11 protein-coding genes are annotated in these 12,875 nt (G+C 68.3%); 7 read left to right on the top strand and 4 right to left on the bottom strand.

Features of this window, described 5'->3' with window-relative positions; translation table 11 throughout:
- Positions 1 to 123: 123 nt before the first annotated feature.
- From uvrA to trmFO, 3 genes are all read left to right on the top strand, one after another.
- On the top strand, positions 124 to 2,991 hold the full coding sequence (gene uvrA / locus ABMY26_RS20770) for an excinuclease ABC subunit UvrA (RefSeq protein WP_372396563.1): 2,868 nt from the start codon (positions 124 to 126) through the stop codon (positions 2,989 to 2,991).
- A gap of 62 nt (positions 2,992 to 3,053) precedes the next feature.
- Positions 3,054 to 3,251: a hypothetical protein gene (locus ABMY26_RS20765; protein ID WP_372396562.1), complete on the top strand. Its 198-nt coding sequence runs from the start codon at positions 3,054 to 3,056 to the stop codon at positions 3,249 to 3,251.
- Between the two features lie 171 nt (positions 3,252 to 3,422).
- Positions 3,423 to 4,766: a methylenetetrahydrofolate--tRNA-(uracil(54)-C(5))-methyltransferase (FADH(2)-oxidizing) TrmFO gene (gene trmFO, locus ABMY26_RS20760; protein WP_372396561.1), complete on the top strand. Its 1,344-nt coding sequence runs from the start codon at positions 3,423 to 3,425 to the stop codon at positions 4,764 to 4,766.
- Positions 4,767 to 4,791: 25 nt separating this feature from the next.
- Here trmFO and ABMY26_RS20755 read toward each other — a convergent pair whose 3' ends face one another.
- Complete coding sequence (locus ABMY26_RS20755) at positions 4,792 to 5,646, bottom strand: phytoene/squalene synthase family protein (protein ID WP_372396560.1); 855 nt, start codon at positions 5,644 to 5,646, stop codon at positions 4,792 to 4,794.
- 123 nt (positions 5,647 to 5,769) lie between these two features.
- On the opposite strand from ABMY26_RS20755, the gene ABMY26_RS20750 reads away from it, so the two are divergent.
- Genes ABMY26_RS20750 through ABMY26_RS20735 form a run of 4 tightly spaced genes read left to right on the top strand, consistent with a single transcriptional unit; the run spans position 5,770 to position 9,639 of the window.
- Entirely contained in the window at positions 5,770 to 6,642 is an 873-nt protein-coding gene (locus ABMY26_RS20750; RefSeq protein ID WP_372396559.1) for a squalene/phytoene synthase family protein, read from the top strand.
- Between the two features lie 46 nt (positions 6,643 to 6,688).
- Positions 6,689 to 7,645 (top strand): presqualene diphosphate synthase HpnD, encoded by a 957-nt coding sequence (hpnD, locus tag ABMY26_RS20745; protein WP_372396558.1) that lies wholly within the window; start codon positions 6,689 to 6,691, stop codon positions 7,643 to 7,645.
- A 2-nt stretch (positions 7,646 to 7,647) separates the two neighbouring features.
- Positions 7,648 to 9,039, top strand: a complete 1,392-nt coding sequence (gene hpnE, locus ABMY26_RS20740) for a hydroxysqualene dehydroxylase HpnE (protein ID WP_372396557.1) — start codon at positions 7,648 to 7,650, stop codon at positions 9,037 to 9,039.
- Positions 9,040 to 9,045: 6 nt separating this feature from the next.
- A complete protein-coding gene (locus tag ABMY26_RS20735; RefSeq protein WP_045580134.1) occupies positions 9,046 to 9,639 on the top strand; it encodes a superoxide dismutase in 594 nt (197 codons plus the stop codon).
- A gap of 144 nt (positions 9,640 to 9,783) precedes the next feature.
- On the opposite strand, the gene ABMY26_RS20730 is transcribed toward ABMY26_RS20735, so the two are convergent.
- From ABMY26_RS20730 to secD, 3 genes are all read right to left on the bottom strand, one after another.
- Positions 9,784 to 10,158, bottom strand: a complete 375-nt coding sequence (locus ABMY26_RS20730) for an Mth938-like domain-containing protein (protein ID WP_372396556.1) — start codon at positions 10,156 to 10,158, stop codon at positions 9,784 to 9,786.
- A 31-nt stretch (positions 10,159 to 10,189) separates the two neighbouring features.
- Positions 10,190 to 11,140 (bottom strand): protein translocase subunit SecF, encoded by a 951-nt coding sequence (gene secF, locus ABMY26_RS20725; protein WP_372396555.1) that lies wholly within the window; start codon positions 11,138 to 11,140, stop codon positions 10,190 to 10,192.
- A gap of 109 nt (positions 11,141 to 11,249) precedes the next feature.
- Entirely contained in the window at positions 11,250 to 12,848 is a 1,599-nt protein-coding gene (gene secD / locus ABMY26_RS20720; RefSeq protein ID WP_372396554.1) for a protein translocase subunit SecD, read from the bottom strand.
- Between the last annotated feature and the right edge of the window lie 27 nt (positions 12,849 to 12,875).

Below are 12,875 nucleotides of genomic sequence, written 5' to 3'. Positions count from 1 at the left end.
TCAACCCGGTCGGCTCCCCGGGCCGGCGTCACTGGGCCGGCGTCCCGCGGTCCGATTTTCGTCTCGCGGCGCTGCAGCTTGCCGCTTTCCATCCGGCTGGTCTTCGGGTAAAAAGAACACACCATGAACAAATACATCAGCGTCCGCGGCGCGCGGGAACACAACCTGAAGAACGTCGATGTCGATCTGCCGCGCGACGAGCTGATCGTCATCACCGGCCTGTCGGGATCGGGCAAATCCTCGCTCGCCTTCGACACCATCTATGCCGAGGGACAGCGGCGCTACGTGGAGAGCCTGTCGGCCTACGCGCGCCAGTTCCTGGAACTGATGCAGAAGCCCGACGTCGATTCGATCGAGGGGCTGTCGCCGGCCATCTCGATCGAACAGAAGACGACGTCGAAGAATCCGCGCTCCACCGTCGGCACGGTGACGGAGATCTACGACTACATGCGCCTGCTGTGGGCGCGAGTCGGCATCCCCTATTCGCCGGCCACCGGCCTGCCGATCGAAAGCCAGACGATCAGCCAGATGGTCGACCGCATCGTGGGCATGCCGGAAGGCACCCGCCTGCTGCTGCTGGCTCCCTTCGTGCGCGGCCGCAAGGGCGAGTACAGGAAGGAGATGCAGGATCTGCGCAAGCGCGGTTTCCAGCGCCTGCGGGTCGACGGCACCATGTACGAGATCGACGAGGTGCCGGCGCTCAACAAGAAGCTGAAGCACGACATCGAGGTGGTGGTCGACCGCATCGTGGTGCGCGAGGGGCTGGGCAACCGTCTGGCCGATTCGCTGGAGACAGCGCTGGGGTTGGCCGACGGCATCGTCTGGGTCGAGAATGCCGAAACCAACGAGCAGACCGTCTTCTCGCAGAAATTCGCCTGCCCGGTCAGCGGCTTCACCATCCCGGAGATCGAGCCGCGGCTGTTCTCCTTCAACAACCCGTTCGGTGCCTGCCCGGCCTGCGACGGGCTGGGCAGCAAGATCTATTTCGACCCGATGCTGGTGGTCCCGGACGAGCGGCTGACCCTGGCCAAGGGTGCGGTGGCGCCGTGGGCCGGGTCGACCTCCAAATATTACGACCAGACGCTGGAGAGCATCTGCCAGCATTTCGGCGCGGAGATGACGACGCCCTGGCAGGATCTGCCGGAGACAGTGCGGCAGACCATCCTGTTCGGCTCGGGCGGGTCGGCCATCACCATGACCTATGACGACGGCCTGCGCAGCTACCAGACCAACAAGCCGTTCGAGGGCATCGTCAACAACCTGGAGCGGCGCTATCGCGAGACGGAAAGCGCCTGGATGCGCGACGAGCTGTCGAAATACCAGTCCTCCCAGCCCTGCGAGGTCTGCAAGGGCGCGCGGCTGAAGCCGGAGGCGCTGGCGGTCAAGATCCGCGGGCGCAACATCTCGGAAGCGGCCGAGCTGTCCATCGCCGGTGCCGGAGCCTGGTTCAGCGAGCTGAACGAGCATCTGCGCCCGAAGGACCGGGAGATCGCCTACCGCATCCTCAAGGAGATCAACGAGCGGCTCGGCTTCCTCAATGCCGTGGGCCTCGAATATCTCACGCTGAGCCGCGGTTCCGGCACGCTGTCGGGCGGCGAGAGCCAGCGGATCCGGCTGGCCTCGCAGATCGGCTCCGGCCTGACCGGCGTGCTCTATGTGCTGGACGAGCCGTCGATCGGCCTGCACCAGCGCGACAACGACCGGCTGCTGGAGACGCTGAAGCGCCTGCGCGACATCGGCAACACCGTCATCGTGGTCGAGCATGACGAGGACGCCATCCGCAGCGCCGACTATCTGGTCGACATGGGCCCCGGCGCCGGCCAGCATGGCGGCACCGTGATCGCCCAGGGGCGGCCGGAGGAGGTCCAGAAGAACCCGGACAGCATCACCGCCCAGTATCTCAACGGAACCCGCTTCGTTCCGGTGCCCGACACCCGCCGGCCCGGCCATCCCGGCCAGTTCCTGGAGGTGCAGGGCGCCCGCGCCAACAATTTGCAGAATGTCTCGACCAAAATCCCGCTCGGCACCTTCACCTGCGTGACCGGCGTGTCGGGCGGCGGCAAGTCGACGCTGATCATCGAGACGCTCTACAAGGCGGTGGCGCGCAAGCTGATGGGCGCGCGCGAGCATCCGGCGGAGCATGACGCGGTGCTCGGGCTGGAGCATCTGGACAAGGTCATCGACATCGACCAGTCGCCGATCGGCCGCACCCCGCGCTCCAACCCGGCGACCTACACCGGTGCCTTCACCCCGATCCGCGACTGGTTCGCCGGCCTGCCGGAATCGAAGGCGCGCGGCTACGGCCCCGGCCGCTTCTCCTTCAACGTCAAGGGCGGCCGCTGCGAGGCCTGCCAGGGCGACGGCGTCATCAAGATCGAGATGCATTTCCTGCCCGACGTCTACGTCACCTGCGACGTCTGCCACGGCAAGCGCTACAACCGCGAGACGCTGGAGGTCACCTACCGCGACAAGACCATCGCCGACGTGCTCGACATGACGGTCGAGGAGGGCAAGGAGTTCTTCAAGGCCGTGCCCGGCATCCGCGACAAGATGGACACGCTGGAACGGGTCGGCCTCGGCTACATCCACATCGGGCAGGCGGCGACGACGCTGTCGGGCGGCGAGGCGCAGCGCGTCAAGCTGTCCAAGGAACTGAGCCGCCGCGCCACCGGCCGGACGCTCTACATCCTGGATGAGCCGACCACCGGCCTTCATTTCGCCGATGTCGAAAAGCTGATGGAGGTGCTGCATGCGCTGGTCGACCAGGGCAACACGGTGCTGGTGATCGAACACAACCTGGAGGTCATCAAGACCGCCGACTGGATCATCGACCTGGGGCCGGAGGGCGGCACCGGCGGCGGCGAGATCGTGGCGGAAGGTACCCCGGAAGATGTCGCGAAGGTGGAGCGCAGCTATACCGGCCGCTACCTCGCCCCCTACCTGAAGGCGAAGCCGGCGGCGCGGAAATCGGCAACCCGAAAGAGGGCGTGAACAAACGCGGCCTTCGCCATGTTCTCCCGGGCAGAATCCTCAACGCACGGGAGAATACGGGCATGACCAGGACTTTTCTGACCGGTGTGGGCGTCGCGCTGGGCGGCGCCCTGTTGCTGGCCGCCTGCGGCTCCGACGGCAGCACCACCAGCACGACGACGACGACCACCACGACGCCCAGCTACGGTTCGAGCAGCGTGGCCCCGGCGCCGACCGGCTCCACCACCGTCGAGCGCAGCACGACGACCAAGAGCGAGTGAGTCCCGCCGCCTCCGCGGTTCTGACCGACCCCGATCCACATGCAGCCGGCCTTCTCCGTGAGGGCCGGCTGACTTGTGTATGGATGTTGCCGTTTGAGGACTGTCGTTTTTGGAGCGGACCGCCTAGATTGCGCGCAAATCACCCGCAGTCTCGCCTGGATAATTGCCTCCATGACCGACACCATTCGTCCCGTCCATGTGATCGGCGGCGGTCTCGCCGGCACCGAAGCCGCCTGGCAGCTCGCCACCCGCGGCGTGCCTGTCGTACTGCACGAGATGCGGCCGGTCCGTAAGACCGAGGCGCACGACACCGACAAGCTGGCGGAACTGGTCTGCTCCAACTCCTTCCGCTCGGACGATGCCGAATACAATGCGGTCGGGCTGCTGCACGAGGAGATGCGGCGCAGCGGTTCGCTGATCCTGCGCTGCGCCGATGCGCACAAGGTGCCGGCCGGCGGCGCGCTCGCCATGGACCGCGACGGCTTCGCCGATGCGGTGACCGAGGCGATCGCGGGCCACCCGCTCATCACCCTCGAACGCGGGGAGGTCGCCGGCCTGCCCCCCGACGAATGGGACAGCGTCATCGTCGCCACCGGCCCGCTGACCTCCCCCGCCCTGGCGGACGCGGTGCGCACCCACACCGGCGAGGAGTCGCTGGCCTTCTTCGACGCCATTGCCCCGATCGTCTATTTGGAGAGCGTCGACCTGTCGAAGGCGTGGTTCCAGTCGCGCTACGACAAGCCCGGCCCCGGCGGCACCGGCAAGGACTACATCAACTGCGCTTTCGAGAAGGACGATTATCGCGCCTTCATCGATGCGCTGATCGGCGGCGAGAAGCTGGACTTCAAGGAGTGGGAGAAGAACACCCCCTATTTCGAAGGCTGCCTTCCCATCGAGGTGATGGCGGAGCGCGGGGTCGACACGCTGCGCTACGGCCCGATGAAGCCGGTCGGACTGACCAACCCGCACAAGCCGGAACGCCGCCCCTATGCGGTGGTCCAGCTGCGCCAGGACAATGCGCTCGGCACGCTCTACAACCTCGTCGGCTTCCAGACCAAGCTGCGCCACGCTGAGCAGGCGCGCATCTTCCGCATGATCCCCGGCCTGGAGAATGCCGAGTTCGCGCGGCTGGGCGGCATGCACCGCAACACCTTCCTGAACAGCCCGCGGCTGCTGGACGGCGCGCTGAGGCTGAAATCGCTGCCCCGCCTGCGTTTCGCCGGGCAGGTCACCGGTTGCGAGGGCTATGTGGAGAGCGCCGCCGTCGGGCTGCTCGCCGGCCGCTTCGCCGCCGCGGAGCGCCAGGGCCGCGAGATCGCAGCGCCGCCGGTCACCACCGCGCTCGGCGCCATTCTGGGCCACATCACCGGCGGGGCGGAGGCCGAGACCTACCAGCCGATGAACGTCAATTTCGGCCTGTTCCCGCCGGTGGACGACAAGATCCGCGGCCGCGACCGCAAGCTGGCCTACACCCGCCGCGCGCTCGCCGACCTGGACGGCTGGCTGAAGGAGTGATCGGCCGCCATGGCTGCGCGGATGCTCAGTAGCGCCCGCGCAGCGCCGCCCAGCCCAGCCTGATCTGCCGGAACGGGTTCGGCAACAACACGCGCGGCGCGAAGACGTCGTTGCCCTCCCGGGCGATCACGCCCAAATGCAGGTCGGCCAGCGTCGCCGGCAGCAGGGCCGGGATGGCCGCCTTCGGCACCTGCCGGCGCAAGGCGCGCGCCTCGCCCAGATGCTTGCGGGCCACCGCCGCGATCTCTCCCACCACCGGCCGCAGTTCGGGCGTGGAGCGGCCGGCGAACAGATCCTCGCTTTTCGCGCCATGGCGCCGCATCAGGTCGTCGGGCAGGAGCTGGCGGCGCTGACGGGCCAGGAAGGGAGCGGCGCGCAGGATGCCGGCCAGGGCATAGGCGATGCCGGCATGGCGCCCGGCAGCCATCGCCGCCCCGTCGCGCACGCCCAGGATCTCCAGCGCCAGCTGCACCAGCGGCGCGCCGGTCACCTCGGCGTAATTGACCAGACAGGCCAGATCGGCCGGCGGCGTGTCGTCCAGGTCGGCCTCGCGCGCGTCGATCAGCCGGTCGAACAGGGAGCGGCTCAACCCAAACCCGCGGGCGGCCCCGGCCAGCGGATCCATCACGCCATGACGGGGTACGGGTCCGTCCCCATAGACGGACTCGATGCCGTCGCGCCAGAATTGAAGTCGCATCTGGCCCAGGATCGGTTCGCTCACGACCTCCCGGGTCTTTGCGATCTCAAGGTTGAAGGCGTGGAGTGCGAATATCGCCTCCCGTCTTTCTGCCGGAGAGAACAGACCTGTCAGAAAGTGGTCGTTGTCATATTTCCGAACCTCCCGTCCGCAATAGGACAGGTCGGTCGCAGCCTTCACCATGGGATGCCCGATTGGAAAAAGAGGAGAGGAGCCATCGAAGGACGGGCCAAAGCCGATTGACACGCCTATATGAAGCACACACGCTCGCACCGCCAGCCCCGACGCGCAGCAGGCAGGGATCCCATGACGGATTTCAACATCGCTCCGACCAAACCCCGCAAGACCGGCCCGGTCGCCCGCAAGGACGAGACGGGAGAGAATTTTCCGGTCGCCTCCCGCCTGATCCCCAAACACCTGCGCCCGCATGTCATAGCCTTCTACCGGTTCGTGCGCCTGGCTGACGACATCGCGGACGACCCCGATCTCGAACCGGAGACCAAGCTGGCCTACCTGGAGGCGCTCGAACGCGCGCTGACCTCCGGACAGGCCAAGCATGCCTACCTGAAGCCGGCCGTCGACCTGCGCGAGAGCCTGCAGACGACCGGCGTCAGCGACCGCCATGCCCGGCAGGTCCTGCGCGCCTTCCGCCGCGATGCGGTCGGCGCCCGCTGCCACAGCTGGAGCGACCTGCTGCTTTACTGCCGCTTCTCCGCCAACCCGGTCGGCCGCTACCTGCTGGACCTGCATGGCGAGGGGGTCGCGGCCGGTCCCGCCTCCGATGCGCTGTGCTCTGCGCTGCAGGTGCTGAATCATCTGCAGGATGCGCGGGAGGACTGGACCCAGCTCGGCCGCTGCTATATCCCGCTCGTCTGGTTCGACGAGGCGGGTCTCAGTGCCGAACGGCTGGTGGAGGCCGAGAGCGATGCGCGCCTGCGCGCGATCTTCGACCAGGCACTCGAGCATACCGACCGGCTGCTGGAACGTGCCGCGGCCCTGCCCGGCCTGATCCGGCATCGCGGCCTGCGGATGGAGGCGGCGGTCATCCTCAGCCTTGCCGAATCGCTGTCGCGCCGACTGAAGGCGCGCGACCCGATGAAGGCGCGGGTGACGCTGGGAACCGGCCACAAGCTGGCGGCGGTGGCGCGGGGGCTGGCGCGGAGCTTCTCCGCCGCATAAACTCCCGGGCCGCACGCCGCGACGTGCACCGCCCAGGAAGCGACAGATGCCCCCTGCCCCGCTGGAGACGGCCCCGCTGCAACCGGTATCCACCGCAGTGCCGGACAAGGTGCCCGACACGGCCGCGGCCGTGGCCGCCGGTTCGGGCAGCACCTTCTATTGGCCGATGCGCCTGCTGCCCGCGTCCAAGCGCGCGGCGATGTTCGCCATCTACGCCTTCTGCCGCCGCATCGACGACATCGCCGACGAGCCGGGCGATCCCGCCGCCAAGCGTGCCGCGCTGGACGTCTGGCGGCGCGACATTCGCGACCTGTATGCCGGCGGTGCGCCGGCCGATCCGCTGACCGCCGCGCTGAAGGGAGCCATCGACCGTTATGGCCTGCCGCGTGCCGAGCTTGAGGCGCTGATCGACGGCATGGCGATGGATGTCGCCGCCGAGGCGGAAGGCTGCCGGGACGGGGGCGGACCCGGCGGGATGCGCGCTCCCGACCTCGATACGCTCCGCCTCTATTGCCGCCGCGTCGCCGGTGCGGTCGGCATGCTGGCGATCCGCGTCTTCGACCGTGCCGATCCCGCGACCGAGCGGTTCGCGCTGGCACTCGGCGAGGCTCTGCAACTGACCAACATCCTGCGCGATCTGGCCGAGGATGCCGAGATGGGGCGCCTCTACCTGCCGCGCGAGCTGCTGCAGGCCGCCGGCATCACCGCCGACCTCGCTGCAGCCCGCCCGGACGAGGTTCTGGCCCATCCCGCCCTGCCCCGCGCCTGCGAGGCGCTGGCCGAACTGGCGGAGGCCCGCTTCGCCGAGGCGAGGGCGGCGCTGGACGGGCGAGCGCGCGGCTCGCTGTGGGCAGCGACGGCGATGATGGTGCTGTACCACCGGATGCTACGACGCCTGCGTGCAGCCGGCTGGCGCGACCTGACCCTCCGCTCGCGGGTTGGGCGGCGGGAAAGCGCCTGGGTGGCGGTGCGCTGCATGTTCGGCCTGCCGCCGGCCGCTTGAGAATGAGCGGGACACCGACCGTCCACATCGTCGGCGCCGGTCTCGCCGGCCTTGCCGCCGCCGTCAGGCTGGTGGAAGCCGGTCGGCGTGTCGTCGTCCATGAGCAGGCACCGCAGGCCGGCGGGCGCTGCCGCAGCTTCCACGACGCCACGCTCGGCCGCTCCATCGACAACGGCAGCCACATGGTGCTCAGCGGCAACCGGGCGCTGCTCGATTATGCCCGGCGCATTGGCGGCGGTGACGCGCTGGAGGAGTTGCGGCCGGCCGCCTTTCCCTTCCTCGACCTGCGCGACGGCCGGAACTGGACCCTGCGGCCCGGCGGCTTGTGGCTGTTCGATCCGGCGCGGCGGGCGCCGGGCAGTCGTCCCGCCGACTATCTCGCCGCCCTGCGCGTGCTGACCGCCGGCCGGGGCGCCACCGTCGCCGACTGCCTGCCACCCGGCAATGCGCTCTACGAGCAGCTATGGCGGCCGTTGGCGGTATCGGCGCTCAACGGGCCGATGGACCGCGTCTCCGCCCGGCTGTTCGGCGCGGTGCTGCGCGAGACGCTGCTGCGGGGCGAGGCCGCCTGCCGGCCGGTGCTGGCGCCGCGCGGCCTGTCCGCCGCCTTCGTCGATCCGGCGCTGGCACGGCTGGAGGCTGCCGGTGCGGCGCTGCATCTCGGGTCGCGAATCGACGGGCTGCGATTCGACGGCGACCGCGTTGCCGGCCTGTCTGCGGCCGGTGCCGAGCTGACGCTCGGGCCGGCCGACGGCGTGCTGCTGGCGACGCCGGCCTGGGTGGCGGAACGGCTGGTGCCCGGCCTGACGGTGCCGCCGCCGGGGCCGGCCATCGTCAATCTCCATGTCCGGATGGATGAGCCGGTGCGGCTGCCGGGCGGCCTACCCTTCCTGGGGCTGGTCGGGGGAACGGCGGAATGGCTGTTCGCCCGTGACGATCTGCTGTCGGTCACCGTCAGCGACGCCGACGCGCTGGCCGGTCTTCCGGCCGAGGAGATCGCCGCGAGGCTGTGGGCGGAGATCGCTCCGCATCTGCATTCCGAAGCGGGCCGACTCGGAAAGCCGAGTCGGCCATTCCGGGTGGTGAAGGAGCGGCGGGCGACCCCCGACCAGTCTCCCGACTCGGTCGCGCGGCGGCCGGGCACGCGGACCCGCTGGCGCAACCTGCTGCTGGCCGGCGACTGGGCGGAAACGGGGCTTCCTGCCACCTTGGAGGCGGCGGTGCGGTCGGGAAATCGAGCTGCCGAGGCGGCTTTGTCCAACGGAAATAACCCTATACGGCGCTTCAACCCTTTTCCGGCCTTCACAAGCTCCGGCCTTCGGCCTATTTGGACGGACGGAGGTGCCGTGTCCGCAAGGCGCGGCCCGGAAGGACAATCAAAGAAGAGAGGGTAAATCCAAATGGCGTTCGAACTTCCGCCGCTTCCGTATGCATATGACGCGCTGGCTCCGTACATCTCGTCGGAGACGCTGCACCTGCATCACGACAAGCATCATCAGACCTACGTCACCAACCTGAACAACCTGACCAAGGACACCCCGCTGGCCGACGCCAGCCTGGAGGAGGTCATCAAGGCTTCGGTCGGCGATGCCTCCAAGGTCGGCATCTTCAACAACGCCGCCCAGGTGTGGAACCACACCTTCTTCTGGCAGTGCCTGCAGAAGGACGGCGGCAAGATGCCGGCGGCCCTGGAGCAGCGCATCGTTGCCGATTTCGGCAGCGTCGAGAAGTTCAAGGAAGAGCTGACCCAGGCCGCCCTGACCCAGTTCGGTTCCGGCTGGGCCTGGCTGTACCTGGACGGCGACAAGCTGAAGATCGGCAAGACCGGCAACGCCGACACCCCGCTGGCGCACGGCCACAAGCCGCTGTTCACCATCGACGTCTGGGAGCATGCCTATTACGTCGATTTCCAGAACCGCCGCGCCGATTTCGTCAAGGCGGTGATCGACAACCTCGCCAACTGGGACTTCGCCGCCGAGCAGCTGGCCGCGTAAGCATCCGGCCGGCGCTTCCCCATTCCCCCTCCTCCGCAGTCGCGCGGGGGAGGGTCGGGGTTGGGGCAGGCGCCGCGAGTATCCATAAAAAGCAAAGGCGCTCCGATCCGGAGCGCCTTTGTCGTTTTCGGCACTATACCCCAGCTACACCGGCAGCATCGCCGCCGCCGCCCGCCGGCCTTCGGACAGCAGGACATTGTAGGTGCGGCAGACGGCACGGCTGTCCATCGGCTCCACCACCACGCCCTGGTCGCGCAGGGCCTTGCGCAGCTCCTTCGGGATCATCCGCATGGTCGGACCGGTGCCGAGCAGCAGGATCTCCACCTTGGGCTCGGCCGCCAGGACCGGGGCGAAATCCTCCAGCGTCAGGGACGCGGCGTCGGTCGCCGCCCAGGCCTGGGTGCGGTCGGGCAGCACCACCACCGCGCCGACCCGCCATTGGCCGGAAATGCAGAACTGCCCGGGACCGAACCCGTCGATGACCTGACGGTCGGACGGGATCATCGGCGTGATGTCCATGCTGCCCTCTCCTTCCCTGTCGGTACCGGCCTTACGGCGTGGCCGTCGGTGTGCTCGCCGCCGCTTCGGGGCTGCCGCGGCGCAGGCGGTTCTCACCCAGGAACAACAGGATCGGGGCGGCGATGAACACCGACGAGCTGGTTGCCAGGATGACGCCGAAGATCAGCACGATGCCGAAATCCTGCAACGCCTCGCCGCCGAACAGGGCGAGCGGGATGATCGACAGCAGGGTGCAGACCGAGGTGCCGACGGTGCGGTTCAGCGTCTCGTTGATCGACAGGTCGATCAGGTCGCGCAGCGGCATCTTCTTGTAGATGCGCAGATTCTCGCGCATGCGGTCATAGACGACCACCTTGTCGTTCACCGAATAGCCCATGACGGTCAGGATCGCCGCCACCGCCGTCAGGTTGAACTGGATATCGGTGATCGCGTAGAAGCCGACGATCTTGGTGATGTCCAGCAGCAGCGTCACCACGGCGCCGAAGCCGAACTGCCATTCGAAGCGGAACCAGATGTAGACGAGCATCGCCAGCATCGCGAGGCCCAGCGCCAGCATGCCGTTGGCGAACAGCTCGCCGCTGACCGACGCGCCGACGGCCTCGACGCGGCGCACCTGGGTGCCGGGCACCGCCTGCGCCAGGGTGCCGCGCACCTTGTCGGCGGCCACCTGCTGGGCGGCGTCGTCGCCGGGCTGCCGTTCCAGCCGGATCAGCACATCCTGGGGCGACCCGAACTCCTGCAGCGCCACCTGCCCCATGCCGAGGCCGGACAGGGTATGGCGCAGCGAGGCGAAGTCGGCCGCCTGCGGCGTCCGCGCCTCGATGACGATGCCGCCGCGGAAGTCGATGCCGTAATTCAGGCCGGGGTGGAAGAACAGGACCAGCGAGGCGATGGACAGGACCGCCGACACGACGAGGCCGGCGATGCGGCCGTTCATGAACGGGATCTTGGTGTTGTCGGGGACCAGGCGGAGATGGAACATCGGAGGACCTCTGACACCGGCAAGCCAATCGCTTGGCTTGCCGTATTGCGTTCAAACGCCACGCAGGCTTACCCGCGCCTTCCGGCGCGCCGCCGCGGTCGCGGCGGTATCAGACCGGCAGCACGGCCGGACGCGTCCGGCGCAGCCACGTCACCATCATCAGGCGCACCAGCACCGTGGCGGTGAACATGGAGATGAGGATGCCGAAGGTGATGGTGACGGCGAAGCCCTTGATGGCACCGGTGCCGAAGATGAACAGCAGCGCCATCTTGATCGCCGTCGTCAGGTTGCTGTCGACGATGGTGCTGTAGGCACGGCTGAAGCCGGCCTCCATAGAGGCGAAGACGCCGCGACCCTTCTTCGTCTCCTCGCGGATGCGCTCGTTGATCAGGATGTTGGCGTCGACCGCCAGGCCCAGCGACAGCAGGACGCCGGCGATGCCCGGCAGCGTCAGGGTGGCCTGCAGCAGCGACAGCGCCGCCAGCGTCAGCACCAGGTTGATCAGCAGCGCGAAGCAGGCGAAGGAGCCGAACAGCCCGTAGGATGCGATCATGTAGATGCAGACCATCACGAAGCCGACCATGACGGCGGTCAGGCCGGCCCGGATCGAATCCGCGCCCAGGTCGGGACCGACCGTCCGTTCCTCGATCACCTTCAGCGGCGCCGGCAGGGCGCCGGCGCGCAGCAGGACGGCGAGGTCGTTTGCATTGGCAGCGGTGAAGTTGCCGCTGATCTGGCCACGGCCGCCAGTGATCGGCTCGCGGATGACGGGAGCGCTGATGACCTTGTTGTCGAGCACGATGGCGAAGGGCCGGCCGACATTCTGCTTGGTCACTTCGGCGAAGCGGTTGGCGCCGGCGGTGTTGAACTCGAAGTTCACCACCCATTCGCCGGTCTGCGGATTGGTTCCGGCCGTGGCGTTCTGCAGCGTCGCGCCGTCGACCTCGACCTTCTTGCGGATGACGTATTTCGCCTGATAGCGGTCGCCTTCGGTCGAGGGCAGGATCTCCGACCCCGGAGGAGCGCGGCCGCTGTTGGGGTCGGCGTTCATGTCGACCAGCCGGAAGGTCATCTTGGCCGTGGTGCCGAGCAGCCGCTTGACGCGGTCGGGATCCTCGACGCCTGGCAGCTGGACCAGGATGCGGTCATTGCCCTGGCGGGCGATGGTCGGCTCGTTCACGCCGGTCTCGTCGATGCGGCGGCGTACGATCTCGATCGACTGTTCGATGGCCTGGGTGGCGCGGTCGCGCAGGGCGACCTCGCTCAGCGCCACGGTCACCGTGGAGCCGTCGACGGAGACGGTCAGGTCCGGCACGCCGCCGCCGAGAGCGGAGGCACCGATCGGGCTGGCCAGCTGGCGCAGCGCCTTGACCGCGTCGTCCGCCTGGGCTGGATCGCGCAGTTGGACGGTCACGGCGCGGTCGCCGGCATTCAGCGCGGTGTAGCCGATATTGGCGGTGCGCAGCTGCTGCCGGGCACCGTCGACCAGCCCTTCGACCCGGTCGCGGATGACGGTGGCCATGTCGACTTCAAGCAACAGATGCGATCCGCCGCGCAGGTCGAGGCCCAGCGAAACCCGGGTGTTGGCGTACCAGGACGGCAGCGCCGCCAGCGTGCTGCGGCCCATGAAGTTGGGCAGCATCAGGATGACCCCGGCGACGCAGATCGCCACGATCATGTAAATCTTCCAGCGCGAAAAATAGAGCATGCGTCACTCGAATCCGATTCCACACCC

The sequence above is a fragment of the Azospirillum sp. HJ39 genome, from assembly GCF_041507355.1.
In the GTDB taxonomy this organism is placed as follows: Bacteria; Pseudomonadota; Alphaproteobacteria; order Azospirillales; family Azospirillaceae; genus Azospirillum; species Azospirillum thiophilum.
Note: the sequence above shows the minus strand (reverse complement) of the source record. Positions and strands in the feature narration are given on the sequence as shown.